The following is a 20818-nucleotide window of genomic DNA, read 5'->3' on the forward strand; positions in this document are numbered from 1 at the left end:
TTACAATTTCCACAAAAAACGATTCCCTCATTATGTAAAGGACGACATCACTTCGTGAGAGCGTCGTGACGTTTTGCCCTTTACACGTCACGACTTTCCTCACACGGCACATGAATGACATGCTTTCCCCCGTTTTCAATCCAATACGAGACGATGTACATCCCATCCCGCTCTTCGACCTTCGTATCGACGACACGCTTCCCGGTCCGGTCTAGTCGAATCAGAGTCAAAAAGCGAACTTCGCTACCATGTTCAATCGAAACGACTTGCTGGCGGGGAGTCCACTCCAAATCACGCATGGACACATGGCTCGGTTCAAGTGCCATATAAGCCTCTTCGTTTTTTAAAAGCTGAATGAATTGAATGGCTCGATTCGAGGCATCTTTAAATCGAACGTTGTGTTCTTCTGGTGTACCCGCTACCAGGTCCAAACCGGGTGCCAGATGGAAGCGCTGGACAAAGAGGTCCGCTTCCGACGCAACAATCCGATCAAACACGACAAGCGTTCGCGCCTTATCGTACACGACATGCCGAGTATGAATGGCCCCTTTTCCAATCAGACGGCTCACTCCGGTCGCCGTCATCTGTTTCCGCGCCTCTTTCACCTCTAGGATTCCGCTCTCTCCGATTCGCTCGATCGACAAGTCGAGCTCTTCTCCGAGTCGATGTACCGTATTGTGCGCCGCGACACGTAGTGCTTGCGCACGCTCAGGTCCGTCCACATAGCCATACCGACCAGTTTCGACGATGAAATCCCGCCCCAATCCATATAGTTCGAGACTCAAATCGTCGGCATGTTTATGTGCACCCCTATGGTATCCCGCTGTCATCAGAATATAGGTGGCGTCACGAAACGGACGCTTTGCATGGTGCCAATATTCACGCATGACCGCATATTGAGAACCTAGATTCGCCAGCAGTTCTTCTGGGCATTGTCCTTGTGTCCCTCCGCTCATGGCAAAGGCTAGTTCGGGAAACGTTTCAATCCGAGGAATTAAACGACTTCCGCGAAGCTGTCCTCCCGTATCCCCCACGATCGGCAAGGTTTGGTTCGGTTTAATGAAATGCAAGAGGCGCTTTGGCATCCGGTCGATGCGTCCAATCCCTTCCGGCAACGTGAATCCATTTAAATCGGCCCAGTCTCTAAATCGACTTAGCGTATGGTACACGTAAACGTGATAGCCGGGCGAGTGCTCCAAATGGGTCCCGTCCTCCGAAAGGCAAATGTCGAGTTGCTTATTCAACCGCGCACGCGCAATCCTTCTCCAATCCGCACTGCGATCAAACTCCGGAAAACAGGAAGCAATCGCAAACAGTGCCATATCTTGAAAGAGCCCATGGTTATGGAGCGGACGATAAAAGGTAGGGGTCGCCAGTAATGTCGCATGTTCATATAACAGATGTAACAAGCAGCACGTCACACGGGCATCATGATGGATCGGTGCCTGGCGATACGCTTCAAAGAAACGGAGTATATGAAATACTCGAATCGCCGTACCGTGCGCATGGTATGCTACACGCCCCCGCGGACCGCCATGCAGCGGATGATGGCTCTGCCAGCTATCGATGATTTGGTGTGCATAGTGCAAGTATCTTTCGTCTTGCGTCACCTCATAGGCATGAGTCAGTTGATTGACCGTCGTCAAATAGTGGAGTTGGAAAAGGAACGAGTTGTTGTTCACAGGTGGTAACATTTTGTTCCAATCGAACGTCCGAACATCACGGACGGCCAATGTATGCGGAAGCGATGGGATATACCATCTTCCGCTCAACGTCTCTTCTGCAAAATGAACCGCCTGTTCATCACGGATTTGTTCATAATGGTACGAAGCGAATGTGCGCTTTTGTTTCATATAGTCACGGACGAGCAGTCGCTCCATCTTGTCCGTCAATTTGATTTTCGAGAGGGGGTCGGTCATAAGGAGCATCACGTCCGTCGCGCGGACGAGTGCTTCCCTTCCTTCTCTATGGACAATATAATATCGACCGTATGGACGGATGAGCCGTACCGTCTCGGTCGTCTCGAGCCGATTGTCTGGCATCATCCGTCTTCCCTTCCATTGATAGCACATCGTCCCTGCCGAGATGACGACGTCCCAACCATCGCTCGCTTTCCCCGAGAGCGAACCCCGAAGTTGAGCCACGATCTGTTTTGCATGTGAATGTTCCATTCGTTCCCTCACTTGTCAGTTGTTCTACTTGAAAATTCTACCTTAGCAAATGGTGGGATTCAACAACTACTCTCATCGTCCACGTAAAAAAGCCTGGCAGTCGCCAGGCTTCAATCATTTTGGAACGTCGAGAGTATGGGTCTCGCCGTTGGAAAGTGTATAGGTGAGTTCATACTGATTAGCTTGTTCCTTGACCGCCGTGTCGACAATCGAGGTGTTCGTCCGGTCGATCCGCATGAGTGTGATGTAACGCACGTCCGTACCGTATTCAATGGAGACGACTTGGTCGCGAAGCGTCCACTCCGCATCACGGACCGATAGATGACTTGGTTGAACGGACATATATGACTCTTCGTCCGTCTCGAGCTGCATCAGTTGAATCGATCGACGCCGGCTGTCTCGGAACGTCACGTTCTGTGCCTCGGTCGTCCCTTTATATAGCTTCAGACCCTCTCCGAGGTGGAAGCGCTGGACGAACATGTCCGGCTTCGGTGAGGTGATGCGGTCGTAGACGACGAGCGTTTTCGCCTTGTCATAGACGAGGGTGCGGCGATGCGTGGCCCCTTTCCCGATCAACGCGCTCTCTCCGATGGCGAGGCTTGTCTCTCCACGGTCTTCGGTCTTCACGATACGGCTCCGACCGATCATGCCTTTGCTTAAATCCAAGTTTTCCCCGTATCGGTGGACGGTGTTATGGGCCTCGACTTTAAAGACTTCCTTCCGTTCCGGTCGTGCCGAATAACCGAAGCGACCCGTCTCGATGATGAAGTCACGCGCCAGTCCATAGAAGTCGATGCTCAAGTCATCGGCATGTTTGTGGGCACTGCTATGATAACCTGCCGTCATCATCACTTGTGTCGCACCCGAGAATGCCTCAGGTGGACGCGACCAATATTCGCGCATGAAGCTGTATTGATCCCCGATTTGCTTCGTCAACAGGGTCGGTGCCACGCCCTCTGCCCCTCCGCTCACCGCGAAACTGAGCTCTGGATATTCATTCGTCTTTGGAATGATGTTCATCCCTTGAAGGTGCCCGGTCGTGTCACCGAAGATCGGGAGCGTCCGATTCGGCTTCAACATGTAGGTGAGCTGATCCGGCATCTTCTCGATATAGCCCGAGCGTGAAGGCAGAACGAACTGGTTAGCCTCGGCCCATTCGATAAAGCGCGACAACGTATGATACACATACACGTGATATCGAGGTGAGTGTTCAAGGTGGACCCCTTCCGGCGAGATGCTGTGGGCGATTTGCGCCTGGAGCCGCGCGCTGGCGGTCGATTGCCACACCTTACTCCGGTCAAACTCAGGGAACGTCTGGGCGATGGCAGTGAGCGCCATGTCTTGGAAGATACCGTGGTTATGTTTCGGTTTGTAGAAGTCGGACGATGCCAAGATCTCCCCATGCTCATACAATGTTTTCAACATGAGCTCGGTGAAGGCAGGGTCCCGATAGAGTGACGTCTCTTTATATACATCCCAGAAATTCAACAAATGGAACACACGAATCGCCGTTCCTTGGTCATTATATCCCCACTTGAGTCGTTTGTAGTTATAGGCCGGGTGTGCCTTCGTCCAACTTTTGATTAGTCGTTCGCCATATTTCAGATAGGCGAGGTCACCCGTGTCATTGTACGCTTGCGTCAACTGATTGAGGACCGTCAAGTAGTGGAGCTGGAACGGGAACGAGTTGCTGTCCACGGCCGGGACGTCCTTATGCCAGTTGAACGTGTCGATGTTTGGGACCGACAGATTGTTCGGTTTCGTCGGGATATACCAGTTGCCGGCGAGCGCCCGATCGGCGAACTGTTTCGCCTGTTCTGTCGACAGTCGGTCATATTCATACGGGATATGGGACTCGGTCTGCCCCATGTATGTATGGACGAGCGGACGGTTCGTTTTCGATTGGATGCGTGCTTTCGTCAACGAACGGGCCGGAACGACCTCCGCCTGGCTTTTCTTGATATAGATCCGTTTGCCGCCGGACATGGCAAGGTAATACCAACCGGACGGGCGCACGATGCGGTATTCTTTCGTCGTGTTCGTCTTCTGTAGCGGGACCAACTTCTTCCCCTTCATTTGGTGTAGCGTGGTCGACGGAGCGACGCGCACGTTGAAGTCCGAATTGGCCGAAGCCGTCGTCATCGGTGCGAACAGGAGCATCCCGCTCAACATCCCGATGGATAATCGTCTATACAAAGGTTTCATGATTTTCCTCACATTTCCGGTTTGATTTCACCCTGTAAATTATATCCATTAAACGAATGCTAAACAACTAAAACTTGGATATCATTTACCTCTTGATCAAATCATCACCTGACATCCTCCTATAATGGTTGTTATAGAGAATCGATGCTTCCGATGGATAAGGGATACGGGTTGTGCCATGCAGCATTTCCGTGCTGTGTCTGATTTGGACTGACGAAACTTCAACGTTCGTGAGGTGCGAAATCTGCATAACAACCATTATGCTGTATCCACCTAGGAAACTTTAGACGCGCGCGGGAAAGCAGCCCACCATGCCAGATGCTAACGAACAGATAAAAGAGTGGGAGCCGATGATCTTTTACGTCATCCGACAGCTCCATCTCCATCCGAACGAAGTCGACGATGCCGCCCAAACGGCACGAATCGCCCTATGGCGTGCCCTTCAAGACGGCAAGACGTTAGGGAAAACGTACTGTTTCATCCGTATCCGCGGGGCCATCCTGAACGAACGGGCCAAACAGGCGAAGACGCTCCAACACGAGGTCGCGAGCGAACGACTCCCAGAACAAGTCGACCAGCGCGAAGTGCCCCTCTCGCTTTGGCTAGACGACAAGCGATCCACTTTACCAAATCGTCATTTCACCTTACTCTGCCATATGCTTCACGGGACCGAGGCATCGCTCGGGTACTCGCCGAGTCGACTACGCGCCTATAAGGCCGAACTGCAACGGATGCTCCGTGAGGACAACGAGTAAGAGGAGACAGGAAGATGACCTTACACATGAAAGATGCCGTCGCTCAGCACATCCACTATTTACGCATGACCGGAAAATCGGACAACACGGTCAGCCAGGCGACCTACAAATTTGCCCGATTCGAAGCCATCATGGGAGAAGGCAGAACGCTCGACGAATTAAAAACGAGGCAGGACGTCATGCCGTATATCGACACGCTCCGTTCCGAAGGATGTCAACCGGTGACCATCAACAACTACTTGAGCGCTCTTCGTGGCTTATACGATTGGGCCATCGCCGAGCATCTCGTCACCCACAACCCCTTTCATCAGTTACGGGTGAAAGTGACCGAGCGCCATTCAGCGGAAATCCCCTCCCCTAGACAATTGTCCGCCGTCATCGATGCCATCGACGTCCCGTTGTATCGTACGTTTTTAACCGTTCAGCTCCATACGGGTATGCGGATCAACGAGGTCCGGCTGTTAAAACTCGATGCGATCGATTTGCAGGGGCGGTTACTCTATGTCCGAGAATCAAAGAACGGAAAGCCTCGGCGAATCCCATTGAATGACAAGATTCACTCCGTCCTCTCCACCTATCTCGATGAGGAACGACGTCCCGTCGACTCGCCCTATGTGTTCCCGTCTGCACGAGGTGCTTTGATTTGTAAGACGACCATCAATCGTCACCTGACGACGGCTGCCACAGAAGTGCTCGGCTATCCTGTCACGTCTCATACGCTCCGCCATGCGTTTACGACGCACCTTTATGACAAAGGGGTCATGGAGACGACGTTATCTGAATTACTTGGCCACTCCGAGCCGAAGACGACACGTCGGTACATCCGCGTCCGCGAGAATCATCTTCGCGATGCGGTGGAACGGTTGACGTTGGATTAAAGACCATACAAAGAAGACCGACCTGTGAATTAGGTCGGTCTTCTTTGTATAGGAAATCGGTTTCTGCTTGAACGGGACCAGACCATCTCTGATCGACGTGGAATCGTTCTTATCTGTTTACGATATACACTTTCAGTAAGTACACGATGATTCCGATCAATGCCGCGATAGCCAAATACACAATCGGCACTAATAACCCTGGCGCGGTCAGAGAGATCCCGTAAATGACGAGTGCCGTCACAAAAGAAAGTAATAAAAACAAACTAACGTGCTTCATTCACATCTTCCCCTTTGGCATATGACATACAAGTCATTCGATTCACCTCACTTTATCATATTTTTCCAAATGAGGTCTCGACATGCATCCGTCGCAATCCTTCATTAATTGTCGGGACAAAATCAAATTGAACCTACCTCCATTTAAAATAAAGATGATATAGAAAATTAAGGGAATAAACACACCTCATGGTATACTTTGAAAAAGAAGTAAATCCAAATTTATTGAGGTGTATGCATGAAACGAATATTACTCGTCCTCGTCTTAGTAGGGGCTTGGGGTATGACCCCGACAGACTCCGTCCAGGCTGCGACGAACCCTTTCGATATCCGCTCCATCCCGAATGCGACCGTCTATGAAATGAAGAACGGTCGATTGACGAAAGTGGCAGCGTATTCGACAACAAAACGCTATACAGCCGTCAGTACGTCCGGCTGGTACTACATCGCACTGAGTCATACGAAAAAGATCTACATAAAGAAAAGTCAGGCCAAGCTCTTACTCGGTGACCCACTCACCGCTTCGAATTTGAAGTCGAGCGGAACGGCACGACTCGCGCATGAGTATATGAAACAGATGCCACTTCATGCGCCATATGAATATGAAAAATTGACACCTACGCGCGCCGTCGACTACGCCAACCGTGCGATTCGTGGGGATTGGTCGATCCCGTCCAAACCATATCAATTGTCCGTCCCGAACGTCGATACGTTTAACTGGCACCGGGACATCCCGAGCTCGTCGAGCAATTCCTATCCGTTCCAAATTCATTATTTGACGGTGCTCAATCAATTGACCCAGGCGTATAACGAGACCGGCAATACCGCTTATTTGAAGTACGGGGTACGGGTCGTTAAAAGTTGGACGAAAGCCCATCCGATTGCGAACTACAAACAGTACCGTTGGCCATATAACGACCACGGCACGTCGATCCGGACGTTCCATCTCTTGAATTTTTGGGATGCCTATAAATCTTCTTCACTCTATAAAGATACGGCGTTCACCGGTCTGATGTTGCGGACGCTCCACGACCATGGCACGTTACTCGCGACGTCTAGCTTCTATAAAAATGATCACAATCATGGGATCTTCCAAGACATGGCGCTCACCGCCATCGCGCAGACGTTCCCACAGTTCGACCGGAGCAGAACGTGGAAGACGCTCGCAGATATCCGCCTCGATAAACAAATCCGGCACAGCATCACGTCGGACGCCGTCCACCTCGAGCATTCACCCGGCTATCAGTCCTATATGTATCACGTGCTCGACCGCTTCCTCATCTGGGCAGAAGCGAACCGATTCTCACTCCCTTCGAGCATGGCACGGGTCGAACAGATGCCGAAGCAACTGACGTATATGATCAAACCGAACGGGACACTCCCGATCTTTGGAGACACGTCCGGTGTCAGACGGAACACCTCGATCATTCCGCATATCGAGGACTTCCCCGAGCTCGTCTTCGCCCTCACCCAAGGGAAGGAAGGGACACGTCCACCGGTCACGGCGAAACGGATCAGCAACCAATACAGCTTCATGCGCGAATACTGGGTATCTCCACCTCGCGCGTTCAATCAGGCGACCCAGGTGATGATGACGGCCGGCTATCACAGCAGTGCCCACAAGCATGCCGATGACTTGAGCATCGACCTGTACGGCCTCGGCCGCGACTTCATCATCGAGACGGGTCGCTACGGCTATACGAATCGCCCCGAACGTCAGCGCGTCTTCGGTGTCGATGCCCACAATACCGTCCACCGTGACGGGGCGAATCTCGACCTCCGCTCCACGATGCGTGGGAAGAGCAACATCAAGACCGTACAAAATCTCGGTTCGACCCTTCTTACGATTGGGGAGAGCCAGCTCATCGGGAACGGGGCGACGCATCGACGGACGCTCGTCTACGACAGAGAACAGACGCTCATCGTCTACGACCGGATCAGTTCACCCGCAACCACGAAGTTCGTGCAGCGGTTCCATCTCGCCGAAGGTCTGAAACTCCTTCAGAGTTCGATGGCGACTCAGAACGTCGTCTATGGTGATACGAACGGACGAACGATCCAGCTCATGCAGCTGAACCTTAAAAATTCATCGATGCGCAACAGCACGAGCTTCGTCGCCGTCGAGGATTACGAATGGAAGCCGCGTCCACAAGTCATCTCGTATAATACCGGGAAAGACGTGCGCTACCTCACGCTCATCCGACTCGACCAGTCGAAGACGACGATTCGGTCGGCCAGTGTGAAAGTGTCCGGTTCGAGCTACATCGTGACCTATACGCTCTCGAACAAAGAGACGAGACAAATTCGCGTGCCAATTTAACGAGAAGTATATTTTACAGTTTCAACACAAGTGTCTGAATCAAATAGACACACAGTCAACACCGTGATAGATTGTTTGACGAAAAGAAAAATAGGAATGTATAGAGGAGATTACATCAGTTGCAGAAGCTCAGTTTTTTAGATGCCCTTCGCGGTTATGCCATCCTCGGGGTCGTGTTGACGCACTCGACACGGTCCCTTCAACAATTGCCCGATTGGTTATACCATATCGGGATACAAGGGTCGCGCGGCGTCCAACTCTTTTTTATCGTCAGCGCCTTCACGTTGTTCTATTCATTGGAGCGCTATACGGTATCGCGCCAGATTCCGCTTCAGGACTTCTACACGAAGCGCTTCTTCCGGATCGCACCGATGTTTTACGCCGCACTGCTCTTCTACTTAAGTTTTGATCTAATCAATCAATTCATCGGGGTTTCGACGACTTATCCAGACGTGACACTTTCCCTCTTGGTCTCGACGTTGACGTTCACGAACGTCCTGCATCCCGAGTGGTTATTCAGTCTCGTGCCGGGCGGTTGGTCGATCTCGAACGAATTTTTATTTTATGCATGTGTGCCGTTCCTGTTCAAATGGATCAAGACAGCGCGTCAAGGGATCTTGTGGACAACGTCGACGCTCGTACTTAGCATCGTCCTGCACCTCCTGACCGAACAGCGTCAGCCATTCATGGACGTGAAGAGTTTCGCCTTTTATTGGTTCCCGAACCAGCTGCCGATCTTCTTGATGGGGGTCACGTTGTATCTCGTGTGGCGCGACCAATCGTGGTCCGTGCGAACGCACTATGCGATGACGTTCGGATCGATTGCGTTACTTATCATACTCGGGATTACTCCATATGATGTCTATAGCGCATTTCCGAAACATGCGCTGTTCGGTCTCGCCTTTTGTCTATTGGCTCTCGGCTTATCCGGTATTCGGGGACGTATCCTCAATCATCCGGTGATGCAGTACATCGGGCATATCAGCTTCAGCCTGTACCTCGTCCACTTTTTCGTCCTCGATTGGGTCAATCATCTCTTCAACGAGACGTGGACCCAGCAATATAGCGTGACGACGTTATGGATGTTGACGTTCCTCGTGACGCTCGTCGTCTCTGGCGTGATTGCATCCGTCACGTATCAGGTTATCGAGCGACCAGGGATTCAGCTTGGACGTTCAATCATAAAGAAACGCCTTTCTCAGAAACAGAAGAAGCAAGTCGCATGACAATGAGATACATCTTTCTATCCATAAACAAAACACCCCTTATAGACAGACAAATTTTGCATTTCGTCCGTCTATAAGGGGTGTTTACTTAAAGGGATAGAAAAACTCTCTTTATATTTTACTCATTCCCCTGAATAATCTTTTTGATAACGAATCAATTCCAGCGAATAGTTGGCATCTTCTTCCGAAATTGATTTGCTCCTATACGCATGCATAATTTTTTTCTCCAAAAAGTCCCACTCACTCAGTACATCGTTATGCATAACCTTCTTAATCGTGATCACCTTTCTTTCTAATTGATGATCAAATGTTTTTTTAACAATCTTAAACTTTTTATTATCTGAGTAAAAATCATAATACACCGGTACTTTCGGAAAGTTTAAGTACCCCGCTATACTCATTGTTATTAAAACAAAGCTAGTAATAATTTGAATGATGTGTGTTAGCAGTAAAATAACATCATATACATTGCCTTTCCACACGTCCTTTACTCCTTCTGTACCGATTAACAGCCCTGGATAAGAGACGTTAAACAATGAAGTCGTCAACGAGTAACCAATCGTCTTGATAGTTGTAAAAAAAGTAAGACTCCCTCTAAATGTTTCATAAGACAAATAGATGGCTGCACAAAGGAGTATGATCTCTACTAAACTTTTCATCGCGAGCATAATGCGATTTTTCCCATTCAAAAAGCTTTGCGGTAGCTTTCGATCAATTAAATCAAAGTAAAAAGCACGACATATTTCACTGGACCGATAAGTCAATCGAATAAAAGAGCCAACGACGATTAGTCCAAAAATAATATCTTTCGACTTGGAAAGGTATCGGAAATCAAAGAAAGCCATTTCCAACTTGATTAATGACAAAATTATGATTGTAAATAACAATAAGTACACACTAATTAATAGGTTGTTATTATTTCTCATAATAATATTTTTAGTTCTAGCTTCCATACTAGGACGGGAGTAAAACTTATGATCTTTAGAAAAACTTTCAAGGAGATTTTTTTCTTCAAGAGAAAATTCTTCAAACCCTTTTGATGCACCTCGAACGTTTTGAAGAAACGTGATGTAATCTTTTTTCCGCTTCAATTCCAGAAAGTCTGGTCCTTCATTTATATCTTTCAAAAACATTTGTCCGTGAGTAGATAATATGAGATTTTCCAATTTCGAACCTTCATATGTAATATTTCCATTTGATTCTTCATAAATTTTATTCAGAATAGCCAAGTTCTCAGTATGCTTTTTTGATTGATCAGCAGCTTTATATTCCATGAACATTAAGTTGAAAAATAACGATTTTAACTTTCTTCCTTGATTACATAACGTTTTAAGATTTATTTGATTTTTTTTACGCCATTGTCGCCTTACGAAAGTAAATGAGTAAACAATCACAAATAAGATGACGTATATAAAAGGTATAAAAATCATAGTTATAAAAATGCCTTCCATCCAGTAAGAAGGTGAATTAAGGGAAAACCACCCGAAACGACCAAAGAAGTCTAAAGAGTGAATAGCATATAGTACGAGATTCAATTTATAAAATGTATATACAATAAAAACAGGGGTAAATAAAATCAACAGAAACCAAGACCATCCAACTGTATTAAAAAATGAACTTTCGAAACGAAGCGTAATGAGTAAGTTTATAATCGCTATATAAATAAAAATAAATTGATAGAACACTTTAACCCGGATACTAAAATTACGCGTCAATTTTACAACTGATGGATTTACATCTTTTGTTTCTAAAATACGAATTGACATCCATAAATAAATGAAGGCGATGATCGACGCTGCAGTTCTTACTATGAATCCAGGATGTATTGTGAAAAGCAAAATAAAAGCACCCATGAAGACAAAAAATAAATGAATCAGCTTTCGATAACGAAAAAGAAATAAATCATCACTTATAATCCCACCAAATTTCGAAGATAAATAGAGAAACCCGTCCACTCGAACAAATATTCTACTTAAAAACAAGTAACAGATAGTCAGAATGAATAAGCTTATACTAATTTGATCAGTGGTCATTTGAAAATTTATCGAAGTCCATCCTACTAATGTCGCTACAGTTTCTTGGTTGTTGAGATACAAATTATTAATCAACACACCAAGAATAATCCATAAAATAAAAATCAAAATGTAAGACCCAACAGCTCTATTCCAAAGTTTTCCCATACTAACCTCCTCTAAAATGAACAATTCCAAAAATACTATCTTAGAGTAGTATATGCCTCCCCACTATAACAATGAATATCAAAAACCCAAAAATGGTAAATACTTAACCAAGATTGTCCTTTTGATTTAAGTTTTCAAGTAAATAATAAAATCGTTTAACAAAATGTTACTATCGTTCCCGTCGAAAAGATGCGGTAGCCATCATCTTGGTCAACTCATTTTATGATGTGACAATTTTTTCACTAGACTACAAAATCGCCTCAGTTTAACTCAATCGAAGCAAATGTGGTTATTTAGTTCGAAACCTTTCACAATTAATGTAGCGATATAGCAGTCTCCAACAGGAATGAAGAGAAATGCGATTAATTCTGAAGAACCATTGTATTCTTGTCCAATCGTTTCTTGATTAAACACAATAATGTAATTCGATTTTTCCTCGTATAAAATACACAAGTATCATCACATACGTAGTCGTCATTTCGAAAAAAGAAATAGTTTCATGACTCTAAATCAAAAGTACAGAGTATATTCGGTGGTTACTCCAAAATCTATATACATATTTAGAGAATATTGACTCAAATTATTGCTTTCTTAATTCGAATAGAACGTTTAACATCAATCGTTTTAAATCTAAGTCAGATTGCCTTGTTTTCGCAAATTTGAGATTTTAGATAATTTTAAGTTTTTATCGTAAAAAAATCACCCCACTAAATCTAGTGGGGTGACAGCTAAATTAAACAAGAATTTAGTTAGTTACTGTAATCGGTCCTACAAAGTTAACTTGGTTCCCATTAACATCAGTAAGATCAATTGAAGATGCGGCTTTAAGAGTGAGACCATTCAAAGTTGTAAGTGGATCAGCTAGAGTGATAATCACTTTATTCGTTCCAGAAATTGCTTCTGAATCTGTAAGTGCAGTTGTAGAAGCACCTTGGAAAACATCAAAGTCTGTTCCAACTTTTGTTGAATCAAGAGCTTCGCTCAATGTTACTTCAATTTCAGTTGAAGACAATACTTTTGCTCCTAAAACAGTTGGACGAACATTTTCTTTGAAGTTGTAAGTGCCTGTTTTCGGAGCCATTACTGCTCCTGCAGACGTTGCAACATTGCTTACAGTGTAATTACGAACGCCATCTGTTGTGATTACATCGTTTTTCAATGTAAGTTCAACTGTTTGAGCATCGCCTTTGAAAATAGCAGATTCAAACGGTGAAGAAATTCCATCGATTGAGTAGTTTGCAACATTCAAAGCAGTTGCCGCAGTAACAACACGGTCAAACGTGACAGTAACTTTGTTTCCTGTTTGAGCAAATGTGCTAACGACCGGCTTTGTAGAATCAACGGCAGCACCGAGTGTGAATGTTACAGAACGTGCAGCTGAACCGTTAGTTTGAGCTGAAGTGTCACGAGCCAAGTTAGCAGGAAGTGAAAGTGTGTAAGCTCCAGCAGTTGCAGGCAATTTCACACGAACAGATTTTTTATCAGAACCTGTTGTAATATCAGCACCAGTAATCGCTGTCACAGATTGTGTAATATTGTTTGAATCAACGTAAGTTCCAGTAACCGAAACTCCAGCATTTGCTGTAATTTCTTCGTTGTAGTTAACTACGAGGAAGCGATCAGATCCTACAGTCTCTACAGAATGATTAACGTATACCGGAGCTGCATTATCAGCTACCACTTGGATAACACGAGTCACTGAATCTAATTCTAATCCCGCTAAGTCAAGTGCTCCTGAAATTGTCACACTTTGAACACCAGCAGTAAGATTAGTAACAGGCGAGAATGTAGCGACCGTTCCCGTAGAATCTAATGTGTAAGTTGAAGAAGCAGCAGCTCCTACTGTAACAACCGCAGTGTTAGGCCGGATTTTTTCAGAGAATGTAACTTGAAGTTTTCCAGCATCGAGAGCAACAACGTTCGTCACAGTTGGTTTAACAGTATCACGAACAGAGTTTACTACTGTAGCAGTAACTGGGTTTGGCATTGAAAGGTTTCCAGCAAAGTCTTTAAGCCCTGTGAAAGCAAATGTGTATGCAACGTCTTTAGTCATTGCAGCCGGCAATGTAACTGTGAATGATTTCCCATCCGCCGCTACTGAAATATCAGAAGCTGTAATTGAAACAGATGTTGGACCAGTTACAACTAATTTAGATGCAATAGTCGCAGCAGTTTCATCCAAAGGCTCACTGAATGTGAACTTAGCAGCACCGTTTGCTTCGTAAGTTACACCAGAGAATGTCGGACGAACTACATCTTCAGCTGAAACAAACGCTTTGTACTCCTCAACTTTTTGCCCAGAAACAACAGCTTCTACTTTGTCCTTAGCAACTTCAAACGCATAAGAACCATTCCAAGTCGTAGTAGCCACCAATGTTAATGATTTACCGTCATTGCTTAAGTAAGCTTTAGAAGATGAAGCAGCAGCATCACTTGAGTTCAATGAAATAATTCCTGCAATCAAAGCGTCACTAGTGATTACTGAATCTTTCTTAATTTCCTTGTTAAAAGTAATAACAAGTTCTTTAGCGTTGTTTAATTTAACATCTTTCACCATAGGCGCTTCAATTGTGAAGTTCTCAACTGAAGATTTCACTTCACCAGAAACGAGTTGGAATGAGTGAGTTCCAGCAGGGAGTTTCTTAGAAACAGTCAACTTGCCATCTTTGACAGTTGCGTCTGCTTTGATTGGTGTAGCTGACATGTCTTTACCTGGGTAAACAACGAGTTCAACTTTTTCACCGTCTTTGAGGTTCTTCACGTCAGCTGTGACTGAGAGAACTTCAGCTGCTTGATCTACTGAAGAAGAAACGTTTGAGATTTCAACTTCTGATTTCACAACTTTGTATTTAACTGTTTTTGTTACAACGCCGAATGCTTTGTTTGAGTAAGTGAATGTTCCTTCGAACTCTCCAGCTTTCTCAGTTGAGAAACCAGCGTATGTGACAACTTTGTTGTATTTCACGCCGTCTGCGAAGAGAACTGGCTGAATACGAAGACCTGATGCAGGAACGCCTTCTTCGAGGACGATTTCTTCAGGTTGGATATCTTGTGCGTGGTTCAAGACGCGAAGTTTTTTCTCAACGCGGATGCCTTGGCCTTTTACAAAGCCTTTAGCAGTTTGGAACACGCCAAGTTTGTTCATGTCGACTGACGATTTGTACCAGTAGATCTCGCTACCTTTGTACTCTTTGTCAAGTGCCGCGTCGAGGTCCCCGCCGCGTACGTAGTCCGATGAAAGTTGGACTGTTGTTGATGCTGCGTCTGCTGTGATTGCAGGCGCTACTGCTGATGCTGCTACTGCGAACGCTGCCGCTGCAGTAACGAATTGTTTCTTCTTAGCCATCTGATGTAAATCCTCCCTTAGGTAGATAGGTTTTTCTACCGTCCTCGCCCAACCGATCTCGTTCGGAGTCATGTATCCATAACAATGAATAAAGTACTAATGATTATGTAACCGACTCTTCTTTAGACCGGGCGTTCTCCCCCGGTAGAAGTCTTTGCAAGAATCATCTTGAACAATTTACCAAGACTGTTCTTGGAAAACCTTACATCCATAATATACATAACACTTCCAAGCGACACAAGCGTTTTTTTTCGCAAAAATGGTAACGTTTTTGAATTTTGGAGATTTTAGTTTAATTCATTTTTGGATTTACCTTTTTTGGAAATGTCGAAACACGTCGATTTTTGTTGATTTCATGCGTTTTTAGCGGAAATAATAGTTGAAAACCATTTTTATACCATTAATTGCCTTTAGTATTTAATTTACAGTGGTGATTCTCAAAGTCCAATGTTTACCTTAGTTATTTCCAACTCATAAAATCATTGACCTGTTTAACAAAACCAAAGTTATCCAAAAGTAACGGGTATGTTCCATTTTAGGCATCTGTGCCTCTCGTTTCAACCTTCTCTCGTGCCGTGAGGACTTTCGACCCACCCGATTACAGACGAATCGTGTCCTCATGACGCCCTTTTCTCTGTGAAATCCACTTTTCCATCATTCGAACCTTGTCAAGCCACCTCGTCCATGGCATTCACTCCATACAAAAAGACGGATATGCCCATCGGCATACCCGTCTTCCGTTGTAACTAGCTTATTTGACGATCGCACGTGTCATTTGTCCGGCACGGCCGTTCAAATCTTCCACGTGGACGTAGATCGATTCTCCTTTACGGAGAGCCCGCGTCTTGACGCTGTACGTGCCGTCCGGACGGATCATCGCCGTCCCGAACAATTGACGCTGCGCATTGCGAACGACAACCGTCATACCCGGTGTCGCTTTACCAGACACTGCTCTTGCGCCAGCACGGAGCGTTGTGACCGCTGGACTAGCCGGACGTTTGCCCGCCGCCACGATCAACCGTTCCGTCGACTGATACTTGCCGTTCGTGTAAACGACGCGCAAGACTGTCCCTGCAGGTTGTGGTTTCATCTTGAACGATGCGACCGCTTGCTTCGCTGTCCCGCGTCCGACGACTTGATCGCCGTTATATACGGAGACAACCGTGCCAGACTTCACGTTCACTTTGAAGTTTGCCGCATTTTCCGCCACGACCGCACGGTTCGCGTTCAAACGGAGCATCGACTCGGCGCGGTGAAGGTTCACCTTCCCGTAACCGCCTAACACGTCGTAATACGCCACTGGTAACGAGAACTCGACACTCATGTCTTCAAATGCCCATTCGTCTTCCTCGTCAACCGGTACTTCCGGCACATCTCCGCCTGAGAAGGCGACAGGGTCAGCCGTCCGTTGCAAGAGCGTACGGATCGACTCGACCGAGAGGGTCGGGTGTTGTGATTTCAAGAGGGCCACGACGCCAGCGACGTGTGGAGTCGCCATGCTCGTGCCGTCCAAATAAACGACATTCCCATCTGGGACAAGGCTCGCGATTTTCGAACCTGGTGCCACGACATCGACGCCGTATCCGAAGTTCGAGTAATCTGCGACGATTCCGAGCGAGTTCGTCGCTCCGACCGAGATTGTATACTTCGAAGAGGCCGGATAAGATACTTCCGGTTCACTTTCGTTCCCCGTCGCCGCAACGACGACGACACCGCGGTCATAGGCATACTTCAACATGTAACCGATCGTACGACTTTCGCCGCCACCGAGACTCATGTTGATGACTTTTGCTCCAGCGTCGACTGCATATTTGATTCCGAGTGCGATTTGATCCGTGTCACCCGTCCCGTCTGCTCCGAGCACTTTGACTGGGAGGATCGATACGTTCGGTACCATTCCGCGCATCGAGACACCGTTGTCTCGTACTGCCCCGATGACACCTGCCACGTGCGTCCCGTGACCGTTCTCATCGCGAGAGCTTCCATCCCCGTTCGGGTCCGTGAAGTCTTTTCCGTTCGCGACATCGACTTTTCCTTTAAAGTCGAGCAGACGATCATCCACGCCTGTATCGAGTACGGCTACTTTGATTGAACGACCTGGAAGGCGGAGTGCCTCATAGCCTTCTAATCCGACACCCGCATACTTCATCGGTTGAAGGACTGATTTTTCATTGATTGCCCATTGATACTCATAGCTCGAATCTGTCGCAAACGCTTTGTACGTCTGGACTGGCTCGATGAACTCGACGTTCGAATCGGCGTTCAACGTCGCTTTCGCTTTTGCTTGCATCTTCGTGCTTGCCGACTCGACGTCAACGAGCGCGAAATAGTCTCCCGGACGACCGATCGAGATACGCTCTGCCGATACATCCGTCATCGCGTTCATCTTGCCGATCGATGTCGATGGTTGTGATTTGTATTTGACGATATAACGCGGTGTATCCACCGTTTGAAGCTCCATTCCAATCTGTGCGAACACGTCTTCCACCGTCGAGCCGGCGAGGCGTGTCATATCGACCGATGAAGCCAAGTCATTGACATCCGACTTGATTCCGCTCGGTACGCTTGATTTGACCAAGGCGTGCATGCGGTTGATTGCAGCCGCTTCATTTTTCGTGATAGTGTGACTTTCTTTGTTGACGAGTGACGTGATGAGCGGACGTAACGTCTGAAGGTCCGTCAACGCCTCTTCGCGTTTCTGTTTGTCGAATGCCAACTTGCGGACGATGTACGGGGACGACTTGTAGTAAAGTGCCTCCAATTGACGTCCTTCTTTCGATCCACCAAGGATCTCTTCTTGCAGGCGACGAATCATATCGAGCAACCCGCCATCTTCTGGCATCGGAAGTAACGATTCGACCGGACACATCGTTCCGTTTCCTTCTTCATACTTCACTGGGAGTTTCACTGATTTATAACCAAGTGAGACATCTGCTGCCGTCGGTGGAATCACCGCGCCCTCTTCATCGATTGTCTCGAGTGGCATGTATTCCACTTTGATGTAATATGGACCTTCCCATGCGTATGGGAATTGGATTTTTGCGACTGACGTCTCTGCGTCCGGAGAAGCGCTCGCCCGGTAGCGATCGAACGTCTCATCGGCCGCTGCCGTCTCAGCGCTCGGATAGACCGAGATGTTCGTCACGGCAGACGCTTCCATCGCAATCTCCATATGTGTCATAGCTGAAGCTTCTCGCTCCATCTTGAACCAATACGTGTTCACCGGATCTGTCCCTGTCGTGAAGTCGACAGTCTGTCCTGGTGTAAGTAATGTGGCCCCGCTCACATCGGCCGCGCCAGCTGCCATCGTCCGCATTGGGACGAGCGACACGACGAGCGCAAGGACCGATACAAATGCAACGAGGCGTTGCAAAGCTTGTTTCATACCTTTTCCCTCTTTTCTTAAATAGTGAAGCACTTGGCTCCACGTTGTTCTACGTTATTTATCGGTTTATGTTTCAAAAATGTAACAAAAAGATTTCGGAAATATTTCTTCCTAGGTGGCAGATGGCAGCCGCCACTTCATTTATATAGAAGAGAATCGAATCCGTGCATACAAAAGACCGGTGTCTCCACCGGTCCTAAAGAATTAGTATCCTGCGTATTGGAGGGATTGGATGAATGCGCGTTTCTCCGCACCCGATAGGTTGAACTCAAGGTCGTAGTCCGTTCCTTGGACGATGACCGTGATCCGGTTTTCTGGACGGACATACTTGTCGACGAAGCTGATGAGTTTCGCATCTGGTTCGAACAAGTATGACTCTTCGACCGAGCCGTCGTCGAACTCGTCATAATAAACATCATATTCGTCGATGTTTTGCGAATAGGTCGCACGACCGACACGGAGCGTCAACTTCTCAAATCCAGCGACCGAGCCATCCTCCGTGTAACTGCTGAGAAGGAACCCGAGGCCCGACTTCGATGGATGTCCGAAGAAGAGTGGAACGAACGTGTCCGCGTACTTCGTCGTCGCATCTGCATAGAAGACTTCTTTATGAACCGTCAACTTCATACCATCCATGTAGACACGATGGAAGTTGTTGTAGAGCGCGTGCTGTACTGTGATTGTCTTCGATTGGCTGACGTTGCCTGCGCCGTCACGGATGACGAGTGACATCTTCTGCCCCATCGCTTGACGCGGGATCTTCACGATGAACTTCCCAGTCGACATGACCGGTGCCGTGTATGACTTCGTGCCAATCTTGACGACGGCCGTCGCATACGGTTCGGCTTTTCCGAAGACACCGTATGATGCTGCCGTCACGGACTGTGTCAATGTCGCCGTTCTCGGTGCGACGCGGTCTGTGTAGACGCTACGTTTCGAGACGTCGCTCGTCGCGCCTTTCGTCGAGATCGTCTTCGCCGAGAGCCATGAGTGGGCCGGTTGCGGTGCGATGCCACGACGGTAGAGCCCGTTCGCATCGAACTTCCCTTTATACGTGCTGCTGCCGATTGAGAGCTCGACATATTGTCCCGGCTCCCCGACGACGCGTACTTCACGTGACGTCTCCGTCAACGGTTTGATGACTGGTGCGTCTGGACGTGCGTTCGGGTCTTCGGCGACGATGGCACGCGTCGTGTCACTCACGTTGCCGCTCGCGTCGACGAGACGGACGTCGATGACCTTGCCGACCGACTGTGGTGACATCTTGAAGACGGCCTCGCCACCTTCGAGGATTGTACGGACGTATGTCTTGCCGTTGATCAAGATCTCCGCTTTCGCAGCCACTTCACCAGTGATCGTGAGTGTTGTCGACGTGTGGAGTGGTGCCGATAATACAGGTGCGTCAGGAGCAGTCACGTCTTCAGTCGTCTCTGCGTTGACGATTGTCGAAGGCGCGATACCTCCGAATGCGAGTGTGGTAGCTAGGAAAAGAGCTGCATATTTCGGTTGTTTCATAATAAGTAGGGTCCCCCTCAAAAATAATGACAATCGTTTACAAAATTATTATAATCTGTCCTTTTTCAAAAGGGTACATAATTTTTCTAAAATAGGCATATATTTTTCAAATTCACATTTCCTTCATTTTATAAAAAAAGACACTCCATCGATTCGGAGTGTCTGAACGCTTATTAACCTTCGTTGATCATCGTCGCTTGGCCGCCTTGCCATAACCAGACGCCATCTTCTTTCACATAAAGATGAAGCATCCAGAAGCGACCTTCGTACGCGTTCGTGCCGAGAATGAACTTCTCCTCGAGCAAGAGTTGGACGACGGCGAGGTCACCGCGTACCGTCTCATCGAACGTGACCGTGTCCTGTGCGATCCATTGAATCGCTGTCGGGTCGACGAACTGGTCTAAGAACGTCTCTTTATCGAACTGACGCCCGCTCGAATCGACATATCGGAACGAGTCGTGCATGAGCGCCCGCATCGCGTCGAGATCGCCGGCCACTTGATGGGCCGATCGGTCGTCAGAAAGTTGTTTCATGTTGAGTGTCTCCATAGTTGTCCCTTCC

At 47.4% G+C, this 20818-nt stretch carries 12 protein-coding genes; 4 read left to right on the forward strand and 8 right to left on the reverse strand.

Annotated elements, in window-relative coordinates:
• Positions 1 to 80: 80 nt before the first annotated feature.
• Both Q9R25_RS07950 and Q9R25_RS07955 read right to left on the reverse strand, forming a co-directional pair.
• The gene (locus tag Q9R25_RS07950) at positions 81 to 2171 is read right to left on the reverse strand and encodes an alginate lyase family protein (RefSeq protein WP_311282989.1); all 2091 of its coding nucleotides are present in this window, start codon (positions 2169 to 2171) and stop codon (positions 81 to 83) included.
• A gap of 114 nt (positions 2172 to 2285) precedes the next feature.
• A complete protein-coding gene (locus Q9R25_RS07955) occupies positions 2286 to 4376 on the reverse strand; it encodes a heparinase II/III family protein (protein ID WP_214690547.1) in 2091 nt (696 codons plus the stop codon).
• Positions 4377 to 4687: 311 nt separating this feature from the next.
• Between Q9R25_RS07955 and Q9R25_RS07960 the strand changes: the two genes are divergently transcribed.
• Together Q9R25_RS07960 and Q9R25_RS07965 are read left to right on the forward strand one after the other, a co-directional pair.
• Entirely contained in the window at positions 4688 to 5131 is a 444-nt protein-coding gene (locus Q9R25_RS07960; RefSeq protein WP_159562825.1) for a sigma factor, read from the forward strand.
• 14 nt (positions 5132 to 5145) lie between these two features.
• Positions 5146 to 6009, forward strand: coding sequence for a tyrosine-type recombinase/integrase (locus Q9R25_RS07965; RefSeq protein WP_311282990.1), 864 nt, complete (start codon positions 5146 to 5148; stop codon positions 6007 to 6009).
• Positions 6010 to 6118: 109 nt separating this feature from the next.
• Here Q9R25_RS07965 and Q9R25_RS07970 read toward each other — a convergent pair whose 3' ends face one another.
• Entirely contained in the window at positions 6119 to 6286 is a 168-nt protein-coding gene (locus Q9R25_RS07970; protein ID WP_311282991.1) for a hypothetical protein, read from the reverse strand.
• A 237-nt stretch (positions 6287 to 6523) separates the two neighbouring features.
• Here Q9R25_RS07970 and Q9R25_RS07975 point away from each other — a divergent pair, with 237 nt between their 5' ends.
• Positions 6524 to 8605, forward strand: a complete 2082-nt coding sequence (locus tag Q9R25_RS07975; protein WP_311282992.1) for an alginate lyase family protein — start codon at positions 6524 to 6526, stop codon at positions 8603 to 8605.
• 119 nt (positions 8606 to 8724) lie between these two features.
• Positions 8725 to 9831 (forward strand): acyltransferase family protein, encoded by a 1107-nt coding sequence (locus tag Q9R25_RS07980; RefSeq protein WP_311282993.1) that lies wholly within the window; start codon positions 8725 to 8727, stop codon positions 9829 to 9831.
• A 122-nt stretch (positions 9832 to 9953) separates the two neighbouring features.
• Here Q9R25_RS07980 and Q9R25_RS07985 read toward each other — a convergent pair whose 3' ends face one another.
• The 5 genes from Q9R25_RS07985 to Q9R25_RS08005 form a co-directional block, all read right to left on the reverse strand.
• Positions 9954 to 12011, reverse strand: a complete 2058-nt coding sequence (locus tag Q9R25_RS07985; RefSeq protein WP_311282994.1) for a hypothetical protein — start codon at positions 12009 to 12011, stop codon at positions 9954 to 9956.
• A gap of 745 nt (positions 12012 to 12756) precedes the next feature.
• Positions 12757 to 15357 (reverse strand): Ig-like domain-containing domain, encoded by a 2601-nt coding sequence (locus Q9R25_RS07990; RefSeq protein ID WP_311282995.1) that lies wholly within the window; start codon positions 15355 to 15357, stop codon positions 12757 to 12759.
• A gap of 751 nt (positions 15358 to 16108) precedes the next feature.
• A complete protein-coding gene (locus Q9R25_RS07995; RefSeq protein ID WP_311282996.1) occupies positions 16109 to 18742 on the reverse strand; it encodes a S8 family peptidase in 2634 nt (877 codons plus the stop codon).
• 204 nt (positions 18743 to 18946) lie between these two features.
• Positions 18947 to 20257, reverse strand: coding sequence for an Ig-like domain-containing protein (locus Q9R25_RS08000; protein ID WP_311282997.1), 1311 nt, complete (start codon positions 20255 to 20257; stop codon positions 18947 to 18949).
• A gap of 173 nt (positions 20258 to 20430) precedes the next feature.
• Positions 20431 to 20805, reverse strand: coding sequence for a nuclear transport factor 2 family protein (locus tag Q9R25_RS08005; protein ID WP_143180225.1), 375 nt, complete (start codon positions 20803 to 20805; stop codon positions 20431 to 20433).
• Positions 20806 to 20818: the final 13 nt, after the last annotated feature.

The organism is Exiguobacterium sp. BG5(2022), from assembly GCF_031844365.1.
GTDB classification, from domain to species: domain Bacteria; phylum Bacillota; class Bacilli; order Exiguobacteriales; family Exiguobacteriaceae; genus Exiguobacterium; species Exiguobacterium profundum.